The 23,529-nt window shown below is 61.5% G+C and carries 21 protein-coding genes; 3 read left to right on the forward strand and 18 right to left on the reverse strand.

The features are described from left to right. Positions 1 to 148: 148 nt before the first annotated feature. Complete coding sequence (locus ACP26L_RS28760) at positions 149 to 508, forward strand: TIGR04086 family membrane protein (RefSeq protein WP_426448628.1); 360 nt, start codon at positions 149 to 151, stop codon at positions 506 to 508. 99 nt (positions 509 to 607) lie between these two features. On the opposite strand, the gene yajC is transcribed toward ACP26L_RS28760, so the two are convergent. The 9 genes from yajC to ACP26L_RS28805 form a co-directional block, all read right to left on the reverse strand. Further along, positions 608 to 931 carry a preprotein translocase subunit YajC gene (gene yajC, locus ACP26L_RS28765; RefSeq protein ID WP_426448630.1) on the reverse strand — a complete coding sequence of 108 codons (324 nt, stop codon included), beginning with the start codon at positions 929 to 931 and terminating at the stop codon, positions 608 to 610. A 44-nt stretch (positions 932 to 975) separates the two neighbouring features. Next, a complete protein-coding gene (tgt, locus tag ACP26L_RS28770; RefSeq protein ID WP_426448632.1) occupies positions 976 to 2,115 on the reverse strand; it encodes a tRNA guanosine(34) transglycosylase Tgt in 1,140 nt (379 codons plus the stop codon). A gap of 49 nt (positions 2,116 to 2,164) precedes the next feature. Next, positions 2,165 to 3,223, reverse strand: a complete 1,059-nt coding sequence (queA, locus tag ACP26L_RS28775; protein WP_426448634.1) for a tRNA preQ1(34) S-adenosylmethionine ribosyltransferase-isomerase QueA — start codon at positions 3,221 to 3,223, stop codon at positions 2,165 to 2,167. Positions 3,224 to 3,294: 71 nt separating this feature from the next. Further along, positions 3,295 to 5,430 (reverse strand): SpoIID/LytB domain-containing protein, encoded by a 2,136-nt coding sequence (locus tag ACP26L_RS28780; protein WP_426448636.1) that lies wholly within the window; start codon positions 5,428 to 5,430, stop codon positions 3,295 to 3,297. 81 nt (positions 5,431 to 5,511) lie between these two features. Beyond that, positions 5,512 to 6,516, reverse strand: a complete 1,005-nt coding sequence (ruvB, locus tag ACP26L_RS28785; RefSeq protein ID WP_013920081.1) for a Holliday junction branch migration DNA helicase RuvB — start codon at positions 6,514 to 6,516, stop codon at positions 5,512 to 5,514. A gap of 176 nt (positions 6,517 to 6,692) precedes the next feature. Next, on the reverse strand, positions 6,693 to 7,340 hold the full coding sequence (gene ruvA, locus ACP26L_RS28790) for a Holliday junction branch migration protein RuvA (RefSeq protein WP_426448638.1): 648 nt from the start codon (positions 7,338 to 7,340) through the stop codon (positions 6,693 to 6,695). Then, on the reverse strand, positions 7,337 to 7,840 hold the full coding sequence (ruvC, locus tag ACP26L_RS28795) for a crossover junction endodeoxyribonuclease RuvC (RefSeq protein ID WP_014371940.1): 504 nt from the start codon (positions 7,838 to 7,840) through the stop codon (positions 7,337 to 7,339). The genes ruvA and ruvC overlap by 4 nt, the downstream gene beginning before the upstream one ends. Positions 7,841 to 8,096: 256 nt before the next feature. Next, positions 8,097 to 8,903 (reverse strand): HNH endonuclease, encoded by an 807-nt coding sequence (locus ACP26L_RS28800; RefSeq protein ID WP_426448640.1) that lies wholly within the window; start codon positions 8,901 to 8,903, stop codon positions 8,097 to 8,099. Positions 8,904 to 9,134: 231 nt separating this feature from the next. Next, positions 9,135 to 9,845 (reverse strand): BofC C-terminal domain-containing protein, encoded by a 711-nt coding sequence (locus ACP26L_RS28805; RefSeq protein WP_426448642.1) that lies wholly within the window; start codon positions 9,843 to 9,845, stop codon positions 9,135 to 9,137. Positions 9,846 to 9,969: 124 nt separating this feature from the next. Here ACP26L_RS28805 and lepB point away from each other — a divergent pair, with 124 nt between their 5' ends. Continuing rightward, a complete protein-coding gene (gene lepB / locus ACP26L_RS28810; protein WP_426448644.1) occupies positions 9,970 to 10,527 on the forward strand; it encodes a signal peptidase I in 558 nt (185 codons plus the stop codon). A gap of 199 nt (positions 10,528 to 10,726) precedes the next feature. Here lepB and ACP26L_RS28815 read toward each other — a convergent pair whose 3' ends face one another. The 6 genes from ACP26L_RS28815 to ACP26L_RS28840 form a co-directional block, all read right to left on the reverse strand. Then, positions 10,727 to 12,679: a LysM peptidoglycan-binding domain-containing protein gene (locus tag ACP26L_RS28815; protein WP_426448646.1), complete on the reverse strand. Its 1,953-nt coding sequence runs from the start codon at positions 12,677 to 12,679 to the stop codon at positions 10,727 to 10,729. A 450-nt stretch (positions 12,680 to 13,129) separates the two neighbouring features. Beyond that, on the reverse strand, positions 13,130 to 13,810 hold the full coding sequence (locus tag ACP26L_RS28820) for an MgtC/SapB family protein (protein WP_426455131.1): 681 nt from the start codon (positions 13,808 to 13,810) through the stop codon (positions 13,130 to 13,132). Between the two features lie 201 nt (positions 13,811 to 14,011). Continuing rightward, positions 14,012 to 14,893 carry a prephenate dehydratase gene (gene pheA / locus ACP26L_RS28825; RefSeq protein ID WP_426448648.1) on the reverse strand — a complete coding sequence of 294 codons (882 nt, stop codon included), beginning with the start codon at positions 14,891 to 14,893 and terminating at the stop codon, positions 14,012 to 14,014. Then, on the reverse strand, positions 14,890 to 15,855 hold the full coding sequence (gene thrB / locus ACP26L_RS28830; protein WP_426448650.1) for a homoserine kinase: 966 nt from the start codon (positions 15,853 to 15,855) through the stop codon (positions 14,890 to 14,892). The genes pheA and thrB overlap by 4 nt, the downstream gene beginning before the upstream one ends. A gap of 91 nt (positions 15,856 to 15,946) precedes the next feature. Next, positions 15,947 to 17,233 (reverse strand): homoserine dehydrogenase, encoded by a 1,287-nt coding sequence (locus tag ACP26L_RS28835; RefSeq protein ID WP_426448652.1) that lies wholly within the window; start codon positions 17,231 to 17,233, stop codon positions 15,947 to 15,949. Positions 17,234 to 17,280: 47 nt separating this feature from the next. Beyond that, the gene (locus ACP26L_RS28840) at positions 17,281 to 17,754 is read right to left on the reverse strand and encodes an ACT domain-containing protein (protein WP_426455133.1); all 474 of its coding nucleotides are present in this window, start codon (positions 17,752 to 17,754) and stop codon (positions 17,281 to 17,283) included. Between the two features lie 144 nt (positions 17,755 to 17,898). Between ACP26L_RS28840 and ACP26L_RS28845 the strand changes: the two genes are divergently transcribed. Next, the gene (locus tag ACP26L_RS28845) at positions 17,899 to 18,402 is read left to right on the forward strand and encodes an NUDIX domain-containing protein (RefSeq protein WP_426448653.1); all 504 of its coding nucleotides are present in this window, start codon (positions 17,899 to 17,901) and stop codon (positions 18,400 to 18,402) included. Between the two features lie 356 nt (positions 18,403 to 18,758). On the opposite strand, the gene ACP26L_RS28850 is transcribed toward ACP26L_RS28845, so the two are convergent. The 3 genes from ACP26L_RS28850 to ACP26L_RS28860 all read right to left on the reverse strand — a co-directional run bounded on the left by ACP26L_RS28850 (position 18,759) and on the right by ACP26L_RS28860 (position 23,344). After that, a complete protein-coding gene (locus ACP26L_RS28850) occupies positions 18,759 to 19,814 on the reverse strand; it encodes an anthranilate phosphoribosyltransferase (RefSeq protein WP_426448655.1) in 1,056 nt (351 codons plus the stop codon). Between the two features lie 105 nt (positions 19,815 to 19,919). Continuing rightward, positions 19,920 to 22,049, reverse strand: coding sequence for an assimilatory nitrate reductase catalytic subunit NasC (gene nasC, locus ACP26L_RS28855; RefSeq protein WP_426448657.1), 2,130 nt, complete (start codon positions 22,047 to 22,049; stop codon positions 19,920 to 19,922). Positions 22,050 to 22,111: 62 nt separating this feature from the next. Beyond that, complete coding sequence (locus ACP26L_RS28860; RefSeq protein ID WP_426448659.1) at positions 22,112 to 23,344, reverse strand: MFS transporter; 1,233 nt, start codon at positions 23,342 to 23,344, stop codon at positions 22,112 to 22,114. Positions 23,345 to 23,529 lie beyond the last annotated feature (185 nt).

Raw genomic sequence — 23,529 nt, forward strand, 5'->3', positions numbered from 1 at the left:
CGAGGCAACGGTTCCAAGCCTATTGTGACCCTGCCAAATGGTTGTCATGCGGGAGAAATGCTGGGAACGCGGGGAGGAAAGCCTGTACTATTTTGCCCTGAGGGCCCATAGAATGAGACAAGATCAGGTTACGGGAGGATGAGGAACCATGAAAGGATCGCCGCTGCTCTCCGGATTGATGTACGCCGTATTGTTCATGCTGGCCGGTACGCTGGCCGCCTCGCTGGTACTGCTCGGCACCGAAGTGGCGGAAGGCTCGTGGCTGGGCGTGACTCTGGCCATCCATGCGCTGTCTTTGTTCATCGGGGGCATTGTGTCGGGCAAACGCAGCGGCTCCAGAGGCTGGTATCAGGGAGGCCTGCTCGGTCTGCTGTATATGGCCGTCATCTGGATGGTCGGCTTCCTGGCTTATGACGCGGGCTTCACTCAGGAAATGCTGGTGCTCGGCGGCGTCGCTCCCCTAGCCGGCGCCCTGGGCGGGATGATCGGCGTCAATCTCAAAAGATGAATTGCAAAAGAGGCCTTCCCCTTGGGGAAGAGCCTCTTTTTGGGTTATGCCGTATAGATCTGAAGCCGCTCATGCTCGCTTCAGGCCCTGTGCATGTCTTTACTTGTCGCCTGCCGCACTCGTCGTCACCGTGTTGATCGCGGAGCGCTCGAACGTCATCTTCGTCACGTCGTTCACGCGGAGAATGACCGTGTCATCCGTCAGCTCCAGAATCGTTCCGTGCAGCCCCCCGATAGTGACTACCTTGTCACCCTTCTTGAGGTTACCCAGCAGCATGTTGCGCGCCTTCTGACGCTTCTGCTGCGGACGGATCAGGAGAAAATAAAGAACGACGAACATAAGAACGAGCGGTCCGTAAGTCACAAGGTACGCCATAGGCCCGGATGCTTCTGCCGGTGCGCTGGCCGCTGCCAGTTCCCACATGCAAGAACTCCCCTTTCTGTCTTTCGGTGTCTATGAAATGGTGGTTAAAACCCTTTGCTGTTCTCATCTATGCCGTAGGCCGCAAAAAACTCGTCGCGGAAGTCGAGCAGCCGGTCCTCCCGGATCGCCTGCCGCACGCCCCGCATGAGCTCCAGAAGGAAATGCAGGTTGTGGTATGTGGTCAGACGGATGCCGAATGTCTCGTCCGCTTTGATGAGATGGCGGATATACGCTCTCGAATAATTCTTGCAGGTATAGCACGAGCAGGCCGGATCCAGCGGTCCGAAGTCATTCGCGAACTTGGCGTTGCGGATGACCAGACGCCCTGTGCTCGTCATGATCGTCCCGTTGCGGGCAATCCGTGTAGGGAGTACGCAGTCGAACATGTCGATCCCGCGGATGGACCCTTCCACCAGGGCATCCGGCGAACCGACGCCCATCAGATAGCGCGGCTTCTGCGCGGGCAGCAGTGGAACCGTGTAATCGAGCACCTCATACATCAGGTGCTTCGGCTCCCCTACGCTCAGTCCCCCAATAGCATACCCCGGAAAATCCAGGGAAGTCAACTCGGCCGCACTCTGCCTGCGCAGGTCTTCATACATGCCGCCCTGGACGATGGCAAACAAGGCCTGGTCCTCCGGACGGCTGTGCGCCTTGAGGCAGCGCTCGGCCCAGCGGGTAGTGCGCTCCAGCGACTGCTTCGCGTAGCCGTGCTCCGCCGGATAAGGCGGGCATTCGTCGAACGCCATCATAATGTCGGAGCCGAGCGCGTTCTGAATCTCCATCGCCTTCTCCGGGGAGAGGAAGAGCTTGTCCCCGTTCAAATGGGAGCGGAACTCCACGCCCTCCTCGCTGATCTTGCGCATGTCGCTGAGCGAGAAGACCTGGAACCCGCCGCTGTCCGTCAGGATCGGTCGGTCCCAGTTCATGAACTTGTGCAGGCCGCCGGCCGCCTTGACCGTCTCGTGGCCGGGCCGCAGGAAGAGGTGATACGTATTGCTGAGGATGATGTGCGCATCCATCGCCTTCAGCTCTTCCGGAGCCATCGTCTTCACGGTCGCCTGGGTGCCGACCGGCATGAAGGCAGGCGTCTCGATCACGCCGTGGGGCGTGTGAACGCGCCCGAGCCGGGCGCCGGACTGCTTGCAGGTTTTGATAGGTTCATACGTTACTGCTGGCATCATGGTTTCACTTCTTTCCGTCCGTATAAGAACCGCCCTCTGTAGAGTACGGTCAGTAGATAAACATGGCATCCCCGAAGCTGAAAAAGCGGTACTTCTCCTCGACCGCTTCACGGTAGGCGGCAAGCACCTGCTCCCGCCCCGCGAGGGCGGAGATCAGCATCATCAGCGTCGACTTCGGCAGATGGAAGTTCGTTAACAGCGCATCCACCGCCTTGAAGCGGTAGCCGGGGTAGATGAAAATGCCCGTGGAGCCGCTGCAGGCCTGCAGGCTGCCGTCTTCCGCGGCGGCCGTCTCCAGGGTGCGGGCCGAGGTGGTGCCCACCGCAACCACGCGCCTTCCCTCCCGCTTCGCGGCGGTGACCAGCCCGGCGGTCTCCGGCGGCACTTCGTAGTACTCTTCGTGCATCGCGTGCGCATCCACCGTCTCGGCGGAAACCGGACGGAAGGTGCCGAGGCCTACATGAAGGGTGACATAGGCTAATTGTATACCTTTTTGTTCCAGCCTATGCAGGAACGCTTCCGTAAAATGCAGCCCGGCGGTCGGTGCCGCGGCCGAGCCCTCGTGCTTGGCGTATACCGTCTGGTACCGCTCGCGCTCGGGCAGCTGCTCCTTGATGTAAGGCGGCAGCGGCATATGGCCGAGCCGGTCGAGCAGCTCGTTGAAGATTCCCTCGTACTCGAAGCGCAGCACGCGGGCACCCTGCTCTCCGTGCTCCTCGACCGTCGCCTTCAACAGAGGTTCGCCCTCGCCTGCCCTGTCCGCTCCGGCGGTCCCGCCGAAGTGGATCACGGCGCCTTCGCGCAGCCGCTTGCCCGGCTTCACCAGGGCCTCCCAGCGGTCGCTCTCAAGCTGCTTCAGCAGGAGAATCTCCGCCTTGGCTCCCGTGTCCGCCTTCACGCCAAAAAGCCGGGCTGGAATGACCCTCGTGTTGTTCAACACGAGGACATCCCCGGCTTGCAGATACTGCTCCAGATCTTCAAAGGTATGGTGAGCAATCTCACCGCTCGTCCTGCTCAACGTCAGCAGCCGGGACGCCGTACGGTCTGCCAGCGGCGTCTGGGCGATGAGCTCTTCGGGAAGATGGTAATCGAATAAATCCACCTGCATCGGTTCTTAACATCCTTCTATATGGAATTCCGCCTGTGCGGGAGTCATGACTGCTAAACGTTAAAAGTGCCTTACAACTTGGTAATGGCTGCGCCGGCATAGTAGGTCTGCAGAATGGCCCGGTAATCCAGCCCCTGCTCGGCGTAGCCTTTGGCCCCCCACTGGGACATCCCCAGGCCATGGCCGAAGCCGGTGCCCTTGAAGATGAACTGGGCGTCATCCGTAGCCGCCCGCACCTGCCCTGTCCCATTCAGGACGAACAGCGGTTCATCCTTAGCCGCCTGCCGGGAGGATGCTGTGCCGGCCGCCACGTAGACGGGATTCGAACCCGGCGTCCGCGTGCGGACGGCCCCCTCTGCTCCTTGTATAGTATACCTTCCCGTTTCCTCGATTTCAAACCGGGTGGACGGCAGTCCGCCGAGCAGTCCCCGCAGCGAATCGGGATACGCGGCCTTCACCGGCTGGCCGTTGATGCTGACGGCGGTCGCGCGACCGGACGCGCCCCGGCTTGTGACCTCCAGCGATTGAATGCTGCCCGAAACCTGGGATCCGAGCTTCTCCTTCAGCTTGGCGGAATCGAACGGCCCGCGAATCCAGGCATAGGCATTGGATTCGACCGCTTCGCCGATGACCACGAACCGGTCGCCGATATTCACGGTAAACAGTGAAGGATTCCCGGTATCATCCACATAAGGAGCAGATCTCACGTTGGTTCCGGTCGTATTCCCCTCATAATAGGGAAGCCCCGCCGGGTTCTTCTCGCCCGTCGCCTGGGCATAGTCCGACCGGATATACCCCATACGTCCGCTTGGCGTCACGATGCGGTACCAGGTCTTCTTCCCGTTCTGCGCTCCCTCGTCAGGCGAAGAAGCACTCTTCAGGTAAGGCACCTCATTGCCCCACACCTCGGTGGATTCGGCCGTCTTTCCTCCGGCGTTGGAGTAGAAGAGCGGATCGATCAACGAGCCGCCGTAGGCCAGCACTTCCCTCTCCGTGGCCTTCACCGCATCCAGCGCCCCGGGGAACTCCACAGAGACTCCCTTGTAGGCCTGGTCGGTCGTCGTATCCGAGATGTGCGCGATGCCGTACTTCATCCCCTGCTTGAGTGCAAAGGTCCGGGCCGCCACCGCCTGCGCCTTCAGGGCTTCCGACGGCCATGCCGCCCCAAGCTCCGAACCGAGAACGGAATACAAATATTCCTCGAACGGCAGCTCATTCACCACCGCGAGCTTGCCGTTGTAGAGCGAGACCTCGATCCCTCCGCGGTAAGCCCGCTCGTAGCGTTCCTCGACCTTAACGCCGGCAGAGGCGTTCCCGGCAGGCTCGGCCCACAGCTTCGCGCCGCCGCCGAAAGCGGCCGCGCCCACGGCGGCCGCACCGGCCAGCTCGCGGCGCAGCACGGCGTAGCCCTGCGAGGCGTCGACCGGCGTCAGTGCGGCGCCGGGCACCGCGGCGGCGACCTGCGCCTTCAGCGCCTCGAGCGCAGCCGCATCGGCCGCCCCGCCGACGAAGACGGCGTAGCCCGCGCCGTACAGCGCCGGGTCGGCGGCGAAGCCGGCCGCGGCAATCTGCGCGGCGGCCGCCTGCGCCTCCGCCAGGCCGGCGTAGCTGCCCGCGCTGGCGTAGTGCGGCCCGGCGACCGCTGCGCCCGGCTGCTTCGCGGCGGCGGCCGCGGCGGCTTCCTTGGTCGGGAACGGCCCAAGGTACGCCTGGTAGGCCGCCCCGCGCTGACGCACGCCGGAGCCGGCTCCGCCTGCCGCCAGGCGCGCCGCCTGGGCCGACGCATCGGCCGCGGAGCCCGTCTCCGGCAGCAGCGCGTAGTAGCCGTCGGCGCTGACTCGGACCGCGCCCTTCGCCGTGCCCGGTGCCTGAAGCGCCTCGCCGCCCGCTCCGCGCAGGCTGAGCGCCACCCCCGCTTCGGCCGACAGAGTGACGCTCGATGCGGCGCTGATGTACTTCCCCGTGTCGATGAACAGGGCGACACGGATCTTGTCCAGCATCGCCGGCAGAGAGGCGGCCGCTGCCGCCGATGCGGTTCCTACCGCTGAGCCCTCTCCTGGCAGATTTCCCCAGGGCAGTGGCCCCAGGCTTCCGGTGACGAGCAGAACCGCCGCCAATGCCCCCCGCGCCCCTCGATGTATCTCTCGCTTGGTCCAGCGCTCGGGCCGGTCCGGCCTGCGCCCCGCCGGGCGTTTCACTTCCGACATCTTCCCGATTCCCCTCTCAACGCGCCGGAGAGGCGGTCTTCTCCTCTCACCGCCCTCCGGCTGATTTTCCCGTGTTTGACTCTATGAGCGGCTCGGCATCGGCAGTCCGAGATGCTTGCACGCGCTAGGCGTAATCATCCGCCCCCGCGGCGTGCGCTGCAGGAAGCCGATCTGCAGGAGATACGGCTCGTACACATCCTCGATCGTCTGGCTCTCCTCGCCGATGGATGCCGCAATGGTGTCGAGCCCGACCGGCCCGCCCTGGAAGCTCAGGATGATCGCCCGCAGCATCTTGTGGTCGATCTCGTCGAGACCGAGCGGGTCGACCTGGATGCTCATCAGGGCCTGCTGCGTAATCTCCTGCGTAATGATGCCGTCGCCCTTCACCTGGGCGAAATCCCGCACCCGCTTCAGCAGCCGGTTCGCGATCCGCGGCGTTCCTCTGGACCGCATGCCGATCTCGCGGGCCGCTTCCCCCACGATGCTCACCTGCAGCAGGTCCGCCGTACGGGAGACGATATAGGAGAGCTCGTCGACCGTGTAGTATTCAAGCCGGCTGACCACGCCGAAGCGGTCGCGCAGCGGAGCGGACAGCAGGCCGACCCGTGTCGTTGCGCCGATCAGCGTGAACGGAGGAAGATCCAGCCGCACCGACCGGGCGCTCGGCCCCTTGCCGATGATGATATCCAGCGCATAATCCTCCATCGCGGGATAGAGCACTTCCTCCACCGTCCGGTGCAGGCGGTGAATCTCATCGATGAAGAGCACGTCGTTCTCCTGCAGATTCGTCAGAATGGCCGCCAGGTCTCCCGGGCGTTCGATCGCCGGGCCGCTCGTCGTCCGCAGATTGACTCCCAGCTCATTGGCGATAATGTTGGACAGCGTCGTCTTGCCGAGTCCCGGCGGACCGTACAGCAGCACGTGATCGAGCGCCTCCCGGCGCATCTTGGCCGCTTCGATATATATTTTGAGGTTCTCCTTCGCCTGTGCCTGCCCGATATATTCGGCCAGGTACCGGGGACGCAGGCTGAATTCCGCAACCTGGTCCTCCATCATCAGATGCGCGGAGATAATCCGGTCATCCATAACCCCACTCCTTCCTGTTCCCCCATAAAAAGCAGAATTCCCGCAAAGCCCCCGGCAGGTCCCTCTTGCAGGTGACTGTGCCGGGCGGTTCCGCCGGATTCCGCAGTTCGTGCCTCAACATCCCATACTTGTGATATTTCTGTACCGGCGCAAGCTCTACAGCTCTTCCGCCGCAATTATCTCATCATCGATTCCTGGAACAGCGCCTGCAGCGCCAGCTTCGTGACGGCATCCGCCGTCTCGCCGCCCTTAAGCTTGCCCTTGATGGCACTGCCGGCGCGGTCCGCTTCCGCCTCCGTATATCCAAGCGCCATCAGCGCCGCCTTGGCTTCTCCCCATGCGCCCATGCCCTCCGGCACGGCGGAGAGCGGCTCACTCGGCGCGAACAGACCTTCGTCGAGCCCGCCGGTGATCGCCCCAAGCTTGTCCTTCAGGTCGAGCACCATGCGCTGCGCCGTCTTCTTGCCGATACCCGGCAGCTTCGTGAGAAAGCCCAGGTTCTCCTGGCGGATCGCCCCGGCGATCGTCTCCGGCCGGCCACCGGCCAGCACGCCGATCGCCACCTTCGGCCCGATCCCCGATACGTCGAGAAGCAGACGGAACAGCGACTGCTCCTCGCGGGTGGTGAAGCCGAAGAGCAGGTGAGCGTCCTCACGCACGTGGTAATGAATGAACATCGTCACTTCGCCGCCGTCCCTGCCGTCCTTGGACGGCGCCACGCCGAACGGATTCGCGCAGAAGATGCGGTACCCCACGCCGTTCACGTCCAGAACGACATATTCCGTGTCGCGGTAGACCACCGGTCCCCTCAAAAAATCAATCATCGTTTGTATGCTCCGTTCAATTGTTGTTGTAGCCCTGAAGAATGCGCATGGCAGATCGCCACCGCAAGGGCATCCGCCACGTCGTCGGGCTTCGGCACGGCCGACAGGTGAAGGAACAGCTTCACCATCTCCTGCACCTGCTTCTTCTCCGCCTTGCCGTAGCCGACAATTGCCTGCTTCACCTGCATCGGCGTATATTCCGAGATCGGCAGCCCCTTCTGCTCGGCGGCGAGCATGAGCACCCCCCGCGCCTGGCTGACGATCATCGCCGTCGTCACGTTGCGGCTGAAAAACAGCTTCTCGATCGCGATGGCGTCGGGCTTGTATTTGTCTATAAGCTGCACGGTCGCCTCGTACACCTGGCGCAGCCGCAGGCTGTCGGAGGTATGCGCCTCCGTCTGGATACAGCCGTACTGCACCGGCACGAGCTTGTGCCCCTGTTTGTCAATAAATCCGAATCCCACAATGGCAATGCCCGGGTCGATTCCCAGAACGCGCAAGCCGTATTCCCCCATCCGCTGCGATGCCGGAAGAAACCCTCCCGAACATATGTATTCATTTCATTATAGCAGATTCTCCCGCGGATGAATACGGTTTTGGGGGACGGGGTTCCGGTTCAAGGCCCGGGTGTTGTCACCAGAGCCCCATCCAAAAATAAGAAAACAGCGGAGCCCGTCCCGTAGAACGGTCCCCCGCTGTCTGCTCCTCCCGCATGCTTCCCGGCGGGCGCTGCCCTCTCGGCTCCAGGCCGTCAGCCTACACCTTCTGGCGCTCCTGCGTCCCCTTAATAAACTCCTCGGCATCCTGATCCGCCTTGCTCTGGTTGCAGGCGTAGCAGGAGCAGACACAGTTGACCGGCGTCGTGTGCCCGCCCTTGGCCCGCGGGACGATGTGGTCGATCGTATCCCCGTATTCGCCGCAGTAGCGGCAGGTGAACCGGTCCCGCTCGAGGATCATCAGCCGGAAATCGTCATTGCTGTACAGCCTCCGGATCATATAAGGCGTCAGCACGACAGCCGCACGCTCTTCGACGAGCAGCACCGCCAGCGCCCAGTCGATGTCCTGCACCCACCGCTTGCCGTTCTTGCTCCGGCCCTTCATGCGGATGAGACCATCGCGGTCCTGGCGGAGCAGACGTCCGGCTCCCGGCTTCTTCCGCACGGGGGGCGGCTGCAGCGGCGAGGTACGGCGCGGCCGGCCGTCCTGCGGCCGTACCGGCTGCGGCTGCGCCCCCCGGCCCTCTACAGCCTGGGGCCCGAAGGTCTTCTCCGCAGCCCTTGCCGCGGGCGGTGCAGGGACTCGCGGCACCGATACCGGAGCCTCCACAGCGGGAAGCGCTTCCGGCATCGCCGTCAGTTCACCCATCACCGCGCTGTCCGCCGCCGGCAGCAGTCTGCCCTTGGACTTTCTTCTGGTGCACGTGCGGCATATATTCTTTCTCGCCCCGTTCTTCGAGCGCTTGACGCCCTTGGTCGGAAACTGAAGGTAGTATTTCGTTTTGCCGCATCGGCTGCAGGTTTTGTGCAGCAGGCAATGCGCTCCCGTATCCATGGTTGTTCTCACCCTTCCGGACGCCGCTTCTGCATGTCCCTCCGAGAGAGCCCGCGGCACGCCAACTTTTCCCCATTATATCAGACTTGCGCGCAATGCCATAGGTACTGGCAGGATAAGACAATATTCGATTCCGTGCCGTGCCTCGGCTATGCGTGATCGCCGGGATGGCGCCCTCTTGAAGAAACAAAAAACAGAGCCGCCCTGACGGACGGCTCCGCTCCTGCCTTCGGGTCCGGGACTCTACGATCCCGGCCGCACCTGCATGACCTTCTCGGTTTCTTCCACCGCATAGTCGCTGAGGGTGGACAGCACGCTGTTATAGTCGTCGAGATCCCGTACGCGGATGCCCTGATACAGCTGCTTCACCGTCTCTCTCGGCAGGCTGCTCTCCAGGTATTGGATGTTGAGCTGGAAGAAGGTACGGATGACATTCTCCTCCCCCCCGCCGGCGGGCACCCCGCTGAAGAGGGATAGATTCCCCTTGGAATCTAGACCGAAATAAGCATTGTCCTTGCACTGCGGGGAGAGGTCGTCCACTTCCTCGGTGAACAGCACCGCACCGTCCGCGTTCATGGAGACCGTCAAGGCAGGGTGGCCTTTGTAATAGGCCAGAATGTCCGATGAGGTCATGAGCCCGATCCGCTGCAGCTCCTCACCGCAGACATAAGCCTTTTTGACGAATGCTTCCCTTTGTCCGTCGATCCCTTTCACGAGCTCCCGCACCTCGTTCTCCTGCTGCTTCGGCTGCTGGACGACCCGGCCGAACACCGCATGGTCCGCCAGCCGCTCCGGCACGGCTCCAGTCCAATTCCGCGGACCCAGCATCCACGCTCCCGCTCCGAACACGCCCGCCGCCAGCAGGATCAGGGCCAGTCCCAGCCATCTGCGCTGCGAACGAAGCTTTCGTTTCCATTGCTTTTTGAGTTGGTTCCAGAAGTTAAGCAGTATCATGCAATCCCCTTCTGTCTATGGCAGCTTTTTTACTATATTTGCCACGGGGATCGACGTTTATACATGGGATATGTATACTTGAAGGATAACCTATTTCAGGATACCCATCCACAGGAAGGAAGGTATGATACCATTGCATCCGTTCGTCAAAGAAATCTGGGCCTGGTTCCGGTCCCTGGCCGCCGCTTTTGTCCTGACCCTGGCCATCGGCATGTTCGTCTTCCAGCCGACCAAGGTGCTCGGGCATTCCATGGACCCCACGCTCCACAATGAACAGCGCATCTACGTCTCCAAGCTGTCGCACACCTTCCGGCAGGAACCGGATTACGGGGATATCGTGATTATCGACTCCCGTGTGGAGCGGCAGAGAACGCTCAAGGACGACGTGCTCGAGCATCCGCTTCTGCGTCTTGTGCTCGGCAACGAAGACCCGAACATGTATGTCAAACGGGTTATTGGCAAACCGGGCGACGTTATCGAGCTCAAGGATTCCAAGGTGTACCGCAACGGCACCGCACTTGAGGAGCCCTATATCAACGGTACGATGAACATCCGCGAAGAACGCTCATGGACCGTGCCGGAAGGCCATATCTTCGTCATGGGCGACAACCGCAACAACAGCCGGGACAGCCGGGAGATCGGATTCATTCCCTTCGATCACGTTCTCGGCATCAAGTTCTGAAGAGACAACAGCATCCAACCGCCATATGCAAAAAAGCAGCCTGAAACGGAGCTAGTCCGTTTCAGGCTGTTTTGTCATGCCCTATCGAGGAGGGCATGCGCATGGGTGGATGAGCGGCCTCAAGCCCGCCCTCCTGTGATCAGGCCCGCGATGCACCGGCAGAGCTGGTCATGGCTGTGTGCCAGGATCCCCGCCGGTCTTAATCGTTCAGCCACGGTCTTGCTTTGCGGGCCGGCTCGGGACGCGCCGAACGCCGGTGGCTGCGCTCGATCAGCGCAGCGAGGGCTGCCCGGGTCTGGCTCTGGCGCGAACGCCGCTTCGGTTCGGCAGTGGTCTTGACCGCCGTCTTCGCCCTCGGCTCCGGCTCCCTTGCTGCTGCCTCAGGCTCTGCCCCGCGGGCGGCATCTGCTCCGGCGCTCTGCGCAACAACGGCCCGCTCCTCCCTGCGCTTCGACTTGGCGGCCGGGAGCTCAGCGCCGCCCTTGCCCTTCTTGCCCTTGCCTTTCTCCTCCTCGAACGGGAGCTCATCGTGCGGATGGAACGGGGCATCGAAGCCGAATGGCGCCGCTGCAGGCTCCTCCCACTGCGGATAAGGCGAGACGCCCGGATAGCCCGGCAGATAGCCGTGCGGATGGGCGAACGAAGGCGTTCCATGGAACGGAGCCGCTCCGAAGCCGAACGGCTGCGGTACGAAGGCGTCATACGGTCCCGCCGCCGGCAGACCCGCCGTCCAAGCCGGCTGGCCGTATGGCGCATCCGGCACGGGAGGCAGAGGCGGGAAGCCTTCGTGCGGCAGGGCGTAAGGCAGGTTCAGCTGGCCGCCGCAGCCGCAGCCTCCGGCTGGCACCGCCCAAGGCTCGTAAGCATGCGGATAGGCATGGAGGTCCTCGGGCGGCATGTAGAACGGATGCTCGGCAGCCGGCTCCAGACCGTATGGGTACGGCGCGTTAGGCAGCTCGGGCTCATGCCAGGCATTTTCTTTGCCCTTGCCCGGCGGCTCAGGTGCCGCAGCCATCGCTTCGGTCGCCGGCAGATCGAACTGGTCGAAGGGATGAACGGCCTGACCCAGGCCAAAATCAATAGCCCCCCAGTTCGGCTGCGGCGCCTCGTACGCCGGCAGCACGCCTGCGTTCGGATACGGCATATCGTACGCAGGCAGCACACCTGCGTTCGGATGCGGCATATCGTACGCCGGCAGTACGCCTGCGTTCGGATGCGGCATATCGTACGACGGCAGCGCACCCACGTTCGGATGCGGCATATCGTACGCCGGCAGCACGCCCGCGTTCGGCTGCAGCATATCGTACGCCGGCAGCACGCCTGCGTTCGGCTGCGGAGCCTCGTACGCCGGCAGCACGCCTGCGTTCGGCTGCGGAGCCTCGTACGCCGGCAGCACGCCTGCGTTCGGCTGCGGAGCCTCATACGCCGGCAGCACATTCGGCTGCGGTACGTTCGGCTGCGGCTCCTCATACGCCGGCAGCTCATTTGGCTGCGGCACATTCGGCAGAGGCTCCTCATACGCCGGCAGTACATTCGGCTGCGGTACGCTCGACAGCGGCTCTTCATACGCCGGCAGCACATTCGGCTGCGGTACGTTCGGAACCGATACGTCGCCCATTTTCTCCTGCGGCACTTCCTGTGCCGGCAGCACGCCCGCATTCGGCACAGCAGGCAGCTCCGGCAGCTCCACATTCGGGGCGAGCGGCAGCTCGGAGATCGGCGCCGCTTCCACCGGGAGCGGCTCTTCCGGAGAAATGACCGAAGTGTCCTTTTTGTGGGGATTGCCCGCCTGCTCAGCATGCTCTGCCGATCCCTCAGGCTTCAGCTTCGGAATGTACACGACATCACCGGTCATCAGCACATTCGGATTTTTGAGATGGGGATTGGCCGCCACCATATCCGACAGCGGAATCCCCCACGCTTTCCCCAGCTTCCAGAGCGTATCCCCCTGAGAAACCACATGCTTGTAGAGGTAGTCGGACGGCGGGGCCGCGGGTTTGGGGGCCAGGGGGATCTTGACCTTTCCCCCCACCGTCAGCTCATTGGGATCGGCAATCTGGGGATTGGCGGCGATCAGCTTCTCCAGCTCCACGTTGTATTTTTGGGAGAGCGCGTAGAGCGAATCGCCATTCTTCACGATATGAATCTTCAATGCGGTAACCTCCTTCGGTTTGCGGAAGTCCATCAGGCCGGCTCGGCTTCGCTATGTATGGCGTCGACCCGCCCCCGCCTGGAGGCAGGCAGCGGCCCTGTGCCGGCTGGGCTGCCCTCGGGGCACCATAAGCAAATGACATTACAGTTTATGCAGGAACCTAGGCATATGACCATCCCGCCGCGAAAAAATCCCCTCCCCTCCGCCGGACAAACCTCCACGTTCCTCTCACGGCAGGTCCGCTCTTCCCCCTCCGCTCCTGCTCTGCAAGGCTTCCGGGCCCCCCGCGTCTTCCAGCTGAAGCGAGCGCAATTCCAGCCCTCCCCGCCGCATGCATGCCAAAAACGCCGGATCGCACCGGCGTCATCCCTTTCCATTTCCGTTACCTGACTACCGTTTCATTCCCGCACTCCCGCTCCCGCAGCATGCTTTTGGGGTCAAATGCCCTGTCTAGTGACTCACATCCTCGACCTCGACATGCTGTACCTGCTTCAACTTCTTGATGTTGTAATAGATGGCCGTCGTACTCCGGTTCGCCGGTGCCACCACATAGAAGTGAATACGCTGCCGGTCCCCCTCAATATCCTTGATTTTCAGGTGCTTCAGTCCGTATTCCGTGTCCATGTAAGCCACAAGCTCGCTCAGTTCCTCGCTCCCAAGCGCCTCCACCTTGACCGAAACGTACTTCTCCCGCAGCTTTTTGGGCCCGAGAAGCTTGACCACAACAGGGAACAGGTTCACCGCCAGCATGATCATGGCGACCGCCGCGACCGCCTCCTGATAGAAACCCGCCCCCGCAGCGATACCGAGCGCCGCCGACGCCCACACCATGGCCGCCGTGGTCAAACCGGTGATGACATCATTGCTGCGCCGCAGAATCGCTCCCGCCCCAATGAAGCCGATGCCGCTCACGATCTGGGCCGCCAGACGCATCGGGTCCATCTGGGTATAGCCTTTGATGCTGAATTTATCCACCGCATAGATCGAGACGATGGTGAGCAGACAACTCCCGACCGCAATCACGGTGCTGGTTTTCATGCCGAGCGGCTTCTGGCGGAGCTCCCTGTCGATCCCAATGAGCAGTCCAAGGAACAGAGCTACGGCGAGACGCAGGATCATTTCGGTATTTATCAATGCACAAGCCCCCTCATCTTATGTAGGCTACCGCCTTGTCACCGCGTGGCGCGTAGTATCCCCCTTTTACCCGGTTTGTCCCCCTCTGCACCAAGGCCCTTCCGTTCTGGATCCTTCGGCTCTCCTCCCGGTTCCGTTCCCCTTCACCCGCCAAAAAACATAAAAAAAGAGCCCGTATCCCTACGGACTCTCTACAGCTTATTCCTTCTCGGTCCCCTCATAAGCAAACACAGGATAGCTGCCCATGATGCGTACCTGGCAGCCGATGGCCTCGATCTCCTGGAAGGCCGCAGGCAGCAGCACCGTTTCCAGGGATTCCTCAATGTCGATATAGAAAAAGTAGCTTCCGAGCTTCTTCTTCGTCGGCCTCGACTCGATCTTCGAGAGGTTGATCCGCCGCCAGGCGAACGCCGACAGCACCTGATGCAGGGCCCCCGGATAGTCCTCCGGCAGCGTTACGAGGATGGTTGTCTTCATCCTGCTTCCATTTTGGAGCTCCGGGGTCTCCGGACCCACCAGCACGAAGCGGGTGAAGTTGTTCTGGTGATCCTGCACGCCCGCCGCCAGCGTCTGCAGCCGATAGAGCTCTCCCGCTCCCAGGGGGGCCAGCGCCGCAACCGACGGGTCCTCCCCTTCACGGACGAGCCTTGCCGCTTCGCCGTTGCTGCCGACAGGCTCCAGCTCCACATGGGGCAGATACCTGCGCAGAAACTGCTGGCACTGGGCCATGGTCACCCCGTGGGAGTAGACCTTGCGGATCCGCGAGCAGGCGCTCTCTAGCCCCTCCGCCCCCGCGTCCCCGTCAGGGAGCCGAAGCAGATTGATCGAGATCGGGTACACCCATTCCGCCTGGATCGGCAGGTCCACCTCATGCACCAGGGTATCGACATGAAGGGACACCGACCCCTCGAACGTATTCTCGATCGGGATGACGCTGTAGTCGGTCTGACCCTGCTGTGTCGCACTGAAGACGTCCGGGATGAGCTTGTAGTTTACGAACTCGAATTCCTCCCGGCCCAGATAATGCAGTGCCGACTCCTCGGTGTAGGTGCCTGGTCCCAGGAGAGCGACCTTCTTCATGCGCCCACCCCGCTTTGCAGGGATTTCACCCAGACCGCCAGATCATCGTCCGGCCGTACGGCCTGGACCGTGACACCTGCCGGGTCAGGGTTCAGCCACAAGGCGGTGGACTCGATCCCTTCCCGGCCGAGCGTCTCCTTCAGATAGCCTTCAAGCTCCGCCTTGCGGGAGCTGGTACGGTCGACGAGCGTGAAGATCGTCGGCCCCGCTCCGCTGAGCGCCGCGCCGAGCGCCCCGTGCTCCGAGGCGTGCTCGAGAATCTCCGCCAGCCCTGGCACCATTGAGGCCCGGTACGGCTGATGCAGCGCATCCTTCATCGCGAGCGGAATCATGTCGAGCCGCCCGGTGCAGAAGGCGGCGACCAGCACCGACGAATGGCCGACGTTGTAGACGGCCTTCTCCAGGCTGGTCTGGCGGGGCAGCACGCCCCGCGCCTTCTCCGTCGAGAGTTGGAAGTGCGGAATGGCGGCCAGCACCTCCAGCTGCTCATGAGGCTCCACGCGGATGTGCTCCGCCCGCTCTCCATCCCAGAAGGCGACGATCAGGCCGCCGAAGAGGGAAGCCCCGACGTTGTCGGGATGCCCTTCGAGCTCCGTCGCCATCTGGAACAGCTCGTCGTCGCTGAGGGGGCTCCCGATCAGGGCATTGGCGGCAGCGAGCGCTCCGACGATCGCCGCCGCGCTGCTCCCGAGGCCCCGCGTCAGCGGAATATCGCTGTACATCGCAATCTCGAGCTCGGGATGCGCCACGCCGGCCCGGTCGAACACCATCTGCGCCACCTTGTAGATCAGGTTGCTCTTATCCGTCGGCACGCCTGGCATGCCTTCGCCGATCAGGCGGACCGACGTCCGCTCTGCAAAGCTCATATCAATCCACGCATACAGGCTCAGCGCCATACCGAGCGAGTCGAACCCCGGTCCGAGGTTCGCCGTCGACGCAGGTACCCGCACACGTACTTTCATCCTGTCCTTCTCCACAATGACTGCTCCTATCTATCAAGCTTTCGGATGGCTTCCAAGCTAACCGGCGCAGGGGGGAGGTCAGCCTCCCGTCTTACCCTTCCACCCGGTACACGCTCTTGATCGCCTGCACGACGTCCATCGCTTCGAACTGCCTGAGTACTTTGTTCATCGCCGCTTTGTTCGCATCATGCGTAATGATGATGATCTCGGCGGACGGATTGACCGCGTTCGGATGCTGCAGCACCGATTCGAGGGACACGCCGTACTCCGCGAACACCTGGGTGATCTGTGCCAGAACACCCGCTTTATCCTCCACATGCAGCAGGATAAAGTTCTTCGAGGAGATCTGCTCGTCGCTCTTCAGCTTCTTCTCATTATAAGAGACGAAGCCGCGCCGGCCGACAATGCCGAGATTCAAGTTGCGCACCACAGCTACGAGATCCGCTACGATGGAGGTGGCCGTAGGCAGCTCGCCTGCGCCGGCCCCGTAGAACATCGTCTCGCCAACCGCTTCCCCGTGTACATACACCGCGTTGAACACGCCGTTCACGGACGCCAGCGGATGGGACTTCTTCACCATCGTCGGCTGAACGGAGATCGAGATATACTCGTCCTGACGCTCTGCAATACCGAGCAGCTTCACTTCATAGCCAAGCCGTTTGCCGTAAGCGATGTCCTCTTTGGTGATCTGCGAGATCCCTTTCACGGACACATCGCTGAGAGCCACTTCCGCGCGGAAGCCGAGCGTGCTCAGAATCGTCATTTTACGGGCCGCGTCATAGCCTTCGACATCCGAGGTGGGATCCGCTTCGGCATAACCGAGCGCCTGGGCTTCCTTCAGCACCTCGGCGTAATCCGCGCCCTCCTGGCTCATCTTCGTCAGAATGAAGTTCGTCGTCCCGTTGACGATCCCCATGATCTTCGTGATGCGGTCGGACGAGAAGCTGTCCGTCAGGGTGCGGATGATCGGAATCCCGCCCGCTACGGCCGCCTCATAGAACACGTCGCAGCCCTTCTCCGCCGCCTTCGCCATAATCTCGGGGCCATGCAGCGCCATCAGGTCCTTGTTCGCCGTCACAATGTGCTTGCCCCGCTCGAGCCCCGTCAGAATAAGCTGCTTGGCCAGCTCGATGCCGCCCATCACCTCGACGACCACGTCAATCTCCGGATTCTCCACGACATCCCATGGGTTGTCCGTCAGCAGATCCGGCGAAACGCTGATATTCCGGGCCTTGCTCTTGTCCTGTACCAGAATCTTGACAATCTCGATCGGTGAGCCGGATTGGCTCGTCAGATCATGCTGATGGTTCTCCACAATTCGCACAACGCCGGTCCCTACGGTTCCGAGACCCAGCAGTCCCACATTAATCTTTTTCATCGTATCCTCCTGCACCTTGTAGTCAAAAAATTACCGTTCTCCGCTGCCTATCCCTGGCCCACCAAGGCGGCCCGGCTCACACCTTCCAGCCCCCGCAGACGGCCCAGCAGCTCGGCGACCGTCTCGTTCATGACGGAGGTTTCGACGGAAACCACCACGTTCGCCACCCCTTGAAGAGGGATGCTCTGATGGATCGTCAGCACGTTGCCTTCGAGCTCTGCGATCATCGCCAGCACCTTCGAGAGGATCCCCGAGCGGTGCTCCAGATCAATCGAGACGGTGACGATGCGCTCCCGTTCCAGCTTGCTCAGCGGATAAATTCCGTCTTTGTACTTGTAGAAAGCGCTGCGGCTCAGCTCGACCTGCTCGACGGCCTCGTGCACCGTCTTCACTTCCCCGCGGGCGAGCAGCTCCTTGGCCTGAACCGTCTTGATCAGCGCCTCGGGCAGGATGTCCTGGCGTACCAGGTAATAACGTTCCGTGCCCTGAAGATTCAATCCTGTTGCCTCTTTATCCGGCACCTGAACCGTCCTCTCTGCGTAGACGATTGTTTTCACTTAGTGGACATTATACCTCAGCTTCGGCTGTGGGAGCAATAGGCTTTGCAGGCGAAAATATGTTAAAGTTGTAAATGGGAACACCTGAGCCGCAAAGGAGAGAATGTCATGATCCGCGCCCGCATGCTCGCAACAGCGATTTTATTCCACGACGGAGACCTGCTGATGATGAAGCGGTCACCGAACCGCACGCTTTCGCCCGGCCTGTGGGCGGCCGTCGGCGGTCACCTCGAACCCCATGAGATCAACGATCCCGAAGCCGCCGTGCTGCGGGAGATCCAGGAGGAAACCGGGCTGCTCGCCGATGAGATCGAGGAGCTGCAGCTGCAGTACATTCTGATCCGGCTGAACGATCAGGAGGTCAGGCAGCAGTTCATTTATACCGCACAGACCAAGCGGAGGAACGTGAACCTGACGGAAGAAGGCGAGCTGCACTGGATCCCGCGGGCCGAGGTGATGAACCGGTCCATTCCTTTTATTTTCCGCCGGGTGCTTCAGCATTATTTCGAACGTGGTCCCCATCCGCACGTCTGGGTGGGCACGGCCGGCTACGACAACGAAGGGGCGGCCACCGTCCACTTCACCGAACTGGTGGACCCGAAACAGGTCTGATCGCGGCGCCTTTGCGCCCCGGAGGATCGCCCGGCCCCCCCCCCTTCCGGCTGATTGGCCTCTTGAGCCTGCGGCAATGCTTGCCGTCCAATCAACAGACGGCCGGTTTCTCCTGGGCCACCCCTTCGGCTTTAAGCTGGATGGGCGGCTTTCTTTAAAATTTAGATCTCGCCAGAACTCGATCCCGTCATCTTATCTATCTTATAAACGCGCATCGTCCGTATAGGACGGCGAAGCCGGTTATCTTGTGGCTGTGCTTCGGCCGGCGGGACAGGCCCCAAAAGCAGACAGGGCTGACCGGGCACGCGAAATCGGCGTGTGCCCGGTCAGCCCTGCGGCAGTTCGATATGGAACGGTTATCCGTTGGCCTGCAGCCGCGAAGGGAACGGACTGCGGGAGCTGAGCTCCTTCCACTTGCCCAGCAGCTTCTGGGCTTCCCCCCGCTGCAGGAGCGAGCGCGCTAACTGAAAGCCCTCCTCGTAGGAAGCGACCTTGTCGAACCAGTAGAGCCGCAGGCCCGTATTGAAGATGACATGGTCCCTTTCGTTGCGGATATCGGGCGCGTCATCGCCGGCAATAATCCGCGTCAGCAGCTCGAGCTGGCGCTCCTTCGCGCACTTCTCGAGCGGTTCCCCGCTGAAGCCGAAGGTCGCGGGATCGATCGTGCTCGACTCATCCCCCCAGGGGGTGACTTTGCGGATTGAGCTGTTCTTGTAGGTCGGCAGATCCTCCGAGCCTTCCACCCCCTGGACGATGTAGGCCGTCTCGAATCCGGACTTCGGCAGGAGGTGAATCAGATGCTCCATCGCGGTCTTGTGGTTGACCCCGATCACCATATTCAGCGAGTGCACAGGGTTGATGACCTTCTCCACGGTATTGAAAAAGGTCCGCAGGCCCACCTGCTCCCGGACATGCCTCACCCGCCCGAACGGCGGACAGATGAGATCCGTCCAGATGAAGCCGATGCCAAGGGTCAGGAAGTTCTTCTCCCACTCCTTGGCCTCCAGCTCCACATGAACCCCAAGCCCTTCCAGCAGCTCCTTCAGCGACTGCCCGAGCTTCGGCGGCAGCGATTCACTGCCGTGCAGCACCTGCGGAAACCCGACGGAAGCAAGCAGCAGGCTCACCGGGATCGTCACCGGAAAATACAGTCTTCCGTCATAGGGGCCCGCGCAGTTCAGGGAGTGTGAGAAGGAGCGGTACGGCAGCGAATACTTGCGGAAGACGTCGATAAAGCCCATCATCTCATCCTCCGCCTCTCCCTTCATCCGCATGGCCATCAGGAAGGCTGCGGTCTGGGCATCCGTAGACTCGCCCCTGGCGATGGCGTGCGCGGCTGCCACCGCTTCGTCGTAGGTCAGATGCCGGGAACCCAGCCGGCCGGTGCCGACGATTTTGATCCACTGCTTCATGATGATCACCTCCGGAGAAGTTTCCTTGCTTAAAGGCTCCATATGAATGGAAAAGAGCGCGTGGTTACGCGCTTAAAAAAAGGGGAGATTCGGCTCCCGTCCTGCTCAATTCGGTGAAATCTGAACGGCGCATACCTTGAACTCCGGCATCCGGCATACAGGGTCCAGCGCCGGGTTCGTGAGCCGGTTGACGCATTGGTCGCCGCCCCAGTGGAACGGCACAAAGACCGTATCCTGGCGGATCTTGGCCGAATACTTGACCTTGAGGCGGATCGTACCCCGCTTCGAGGTCACCTTGGCCCGGCCTCCGTTCACCAGGCCGATCTCCCCTGCCGTATCCGGATGAATCTCGAGCAGCGGCTCCGGATACTTGGAATTGAGCTCGGAGGTGTGGCGGGTCTGCACCCCGGACAAATAGTGCTGGAGCACCCGGCCTGTGGTGAGCAGGTACGGGTATTTGCGCGTGGCGACCTCCTTCGGGTTCTGGTGCTCGATCGGCGCCAGCCTGGCGCGGCCGTCCTCATGGGCGAACCCGTCCTCGAACATCCGGGGCGTTCCCGGATGGCCCTCCTCCGGACAGGGCCAGAACATCCCGTGCGACTGCTCGATCCGCTCATAGGTCATGCCGGAGTAGTCCGCCTTGCCGCCCTTGGAGGCGATCCGCAGCTCCTGGAAGATCTCCTCCGCCTTCGTATAGCGGAAGAAGCTCCCCCTGCCGAGCACCTCGGCGATGTCGCAGAGAATCTTCCAGTCGAGCCGCGCCTTGCCGGGCAGCTGGCGGATCGCTCTTCGCACCAGCACGCGTCCTTCGAGCTGCGTCATCGTCCCCTCATCCTCGAGATACGAGGAGCCCGGAAGCACCATATGGGCCAGCTTCGCCGTCTCGGATTCGAACAGGTCGATGACGAGCAGGAAGTCCAGCTTCTTCAGCGCCTCCTCCACCAGTCCCGCATTCGGGTTCGAGACGATCGGGTTCGAACCCAGGATGATCAGTCCCTTTATCTCCCCGCGGTTGATGCTCTCCATCATCTCGTAAGCCGACACGCCTTTGCGCGGCAGCGACTCGGCAGGCACGCCCCATACCTTGGCGATATAAGCCCGGTGCTCCTCGTTCTCGATCAGCCGGTACCCCGGCAGCTGGTCGGCCTTCTGCCCGTGCTCCCGTCCACCCTGGCCGTTCGCCTGGCCGGTCACGGCCCCGTAGCCGCAGCCGGGCTTGCCGATTTTGCCGGTGACGAGCACCATGTTCAGAAAGTTGCGCACGTTGGCCACGCCGCTGGCATGCTGCTCTACACCCCGTGCCGTGAAGATCATGCCCGTCTCCGCCGCCCCATAGATTCTCGCCGCTTCGGCGATGAGCTGTGGAGGGATGCCGCAGAGCGCTCCGACCTCGGCCAGGGAAACCTTCTTCAGATGTGCCTCCAGCTCGGCGAAGCCGGTCGTCCGCTCCTCTACGAAGGCGCGGTCCACGAATCCTTCTTCGAGCAGCACCTTCAGCATGCCGTTCACCAGGGCGGCATCGTAACCGGGCCTGACTTTCAAGTGAATGTCCGCGATGGAGCAGGTGGCCGTCTCACGCGGGTCGATCACGATGATCTTGCAGCCCTCCTGCCTCGCCTTGCGGAACGTCTGCATGATCGTCGGCTGGCACTCGGCGATGTTCGTACCGGCCAGAATGATGCATTTGGCCAGCGGCACCTCGGACAGCGGGTTCGTCAGACCCCTGTCGATCCCGAAGGTCAGGTTCGACGCACCCGCCGCCGCCGACATGCAGAAGCGGCCGTTGTAATCAATATGCTTCGTACCGAGAGCCACCCGGGCGAACTTGCCGAGCAGATAGCACTCCTCGTTGGTCAGCGAGCCGCCCCCGTAGACACCGACGGCATCCTTGCCGTACCGGCGCTGAATCTCCGTCACCTCGCTGCGGATCCGCCCGAGAGCGTCCTCCCAGGTAATCGGGCTCAGGGTACCGCCGATCCGGAGCATCGGATAGCGCAGCCGGCGGTCATCCACCGCGTGGGAATGAGCATTCAGCCCTTTGACGCACAGCCTGCCGTCCGTTACCGGATCTTCCTTGTTCGGGGTGACGGAATAACGGCTCACCTTAATCGACTTCTCCTCATGGAGATTCATCGTGCATTGCACGCTGCAGTAAGGGCATTCGGTTTGGGTCGTTTTCTCCCGCGGAGGCTGGGCCGCCTGCTGTTTCTGAAAATGTCTCAAAAAATCGCTCATCAGACTCACTCACCTTACTGTCTCCCGGATGGCCTTTTGTACAGGAAAAGGAACCTTCAGGATTAGAAGTTTACTCCCGAATCGGCTGTGGCCCAATCCTTGCGCCAGCTCCGGGTTACGGCATAGAACACAAGGGTGACAACCAGTACGATCGAGGCTACTACGATAAAGCCGGTCACATGCGAGCCGGTCGCCTGCTTCAGCGGTCCGAGCACGTTGTTCGGAAGCAGGAATCCGCCCAGACCGCCGGCCGCGCCGACAATCCCGGTGACCACCCCGATTTCCTTGGAGAAGCGCTGGGGAACAATCTGGAAGATCGAGCCGTTACCCATACCGAGGCAGGCCATCATGATGCTTGTGAGGGCCAGCATAACCATGAAGCTCGAAGGCATGGTGGATACGGCGAAGGCACAGATGGTGATGATGGAGTAGAGCATCAGCATGAATTTCATCCCGCCGATCCGGTCCGCGATATAGCCGCCGATCGGTCGGAAGAAGCTTCCTGCGATTACGGTGATGGTGACGAGATAACCGATCTGTATGCGGGTCAGACCGCCCTGTACCGTTTGGTCGCCGTACACGTCATAGAAGAAGATGCTGAAGTAGCTGGAGAAACCGACGAAGCCGCCGAAGGTGATGGCGTAGAAGATGCTGAACCACCAAGTGTCGATGTTCTTCAGGACCGCAAGATAATCGCGAATTTTCTTCGGTGCCGGCTGGTTCGGCGCATCCTTGGCCATCAGGAAGTAGGCAACGAAGACGAGAAGCAGCGGAATGATCGCAAGGCCGAAGACGTTATGCCAGCCAAACTTCGCTGCCAGCTGGGGGCCGAAGAAGGTCGCAAGAGCCGTACCGCTGTTCCCTGCGCCGGCGATGCCCATCGCCAGACCCTGATACTGCGGCGGATACCAGCGGGAGGCCAGCGAGAGGGAGACGGCGAAGCTCGCTCCGGCGATCCCGAGAAGGAAGCCGAGCGACTGGACCTGGCTCAGCGAGGTTCCTCCGAGCCAGCCCCACATCAGCGGAAGGATCGTCAGCCCCATGCCGATCATGCCGGCCTTTCGGGAGCCGATCCGGTCGGCGAGGATGCCCATCGGGATCCGGAAGATCGAACCGCCCAGCGTCGGAATGGCAACCATGGTCGCTTTCTGCGCATCCGTCAGGTTGAAATCCTTCGTGATGTAGAGAGAGAGCGCTCCGCACAGAACCCAAATCATAAAACTGACATCAAAGTAGAGAAATGCTGACAAAAGACTTGGGAAATGACCTGCCTTACGAAAGTTTTTTACGTCCACTCCACTAACCTCCCATAATTTTAACTTTTTCGCACCTTATCTGTCTAGTTTGTGTAAGGATTAATTACATGATTATAATATACAGCCGAAAATCAGAAAATTCAATCCCCTATCCGAAAAAAAGTTCATTTTTTCCTATAAATTTCGAATCATAATTCCCGATTTGTACATATAATCTAACAATT

The sequence above is a fragment of the Paenibacillus sp. S-38 genome (assembly GCF_049942825.1).
Lineage (GTDB): Bacteria > Bacillota > Bacilli > Paenibacillales > NBRC-103111 > Paenibacillus_G.

Bases quoted from the DNA above. Each gene is read 5' to 3' on its own strand.
- ACP26L_RS28845 (WP_426448653.1), top strand. From the start codon at position 17,899: ATGATCCGCGCCCGCATGCTCGCAACAGCGATTTTATTCCACGACGGA.
- ACP26L_RS28835 (WP_426448652.1), bottom strand. From the start codon at position 17,233: ATGAAAAAGATTAATGTGGGACTGCTGGGTCTCGGAACCGTAGGGACC.
- ACP26L_RS28760 (WP_426448628.1), top strand. From the start codon at position 149: ATGAAAGGATCGCCGCTGCTCTCCGGATTGATGTACGCCGTATTGTTC.
- nasC (WP_426448657.1), bottom strand. From the start codon at position 22,049: ATGAGCGATTTTTTGAGACATTTTCAGAAACAGCAGGCGGCCCAGCCT.
- pheA (WP_426448648.1), bottom strand. From the start codon at position 14,893: ATGAAGAAGGTCGCTCTCCTGGGACCAGGCACCTACACCGAGGAGTCG.
- ACP26L_RS28805 (WP_426448642.1), bottom strand. From the start codon at position 9,845: ATGATACTGCTTAACTTCTGGAACCAACTCAAAAAGCAATGGAAACGA.
- ACP26L_RS28780 (WP_426448636.1), bottom strand. From the start codon at position 5,430: ATGTCGGAAGTGAAACGCCCGGCGGGGCGCAGGCCGGACCGGCCCGAG.
- yajC (WP_426448630.1), bottom strand. From the start codon at position 931: ATGTGGGAACTGGCAGCGGCCAGCGCACCGGCAGAAGCATCCGGGCCT.
- tgt (WP_426448632.1), bottom strand. From the start codon at position 2,115: ATGATGCCAGCAGTAACGTATGAACCTATCAAAACCTGCAAGCAGTCC.
- ruvB (WP_013920081.1), bottom strand. From the start codon at position 6,516: ATGGATGACCGGATTATCTCCGCGCATCTGATGATGGAGGACCAGGTT.
- lepB (WP_426448644.1), top strand. From the start codon at position 9,970: ATGATACCATTGCATCCGTTCGTCAAAGAAATCTGGGCCTGGTTCCGG.
- ruvA (WP_426448638.1), bottom strand. From the start codon at position 7,340: ATGATTGATTTTTTGAGGGGACCGGTGGTCTACCGCGACACGGAATAT.
- queA (WP_426448634.1), bottom strand. From the start codon at position 3,223: ATGCAGGTGGATTTATTCGATTACCATCTTCCCGAAGAGCTCATCGCC.
- thrB (WP_426448650.1), bottom strand. From the start codon at position 15,855: ATGAAAGTACGTGTGCGGGTACCTGCGTCGACGGCGAACCTCGGACCG.
- ACP26L_RS28850 (WP_426448655.1), bottom strand. From the start codon at position 19,814: ATGAAGCAGTGGATCAAAATCGTCGGCACCGGCCGGCTGGGTTCCCGG.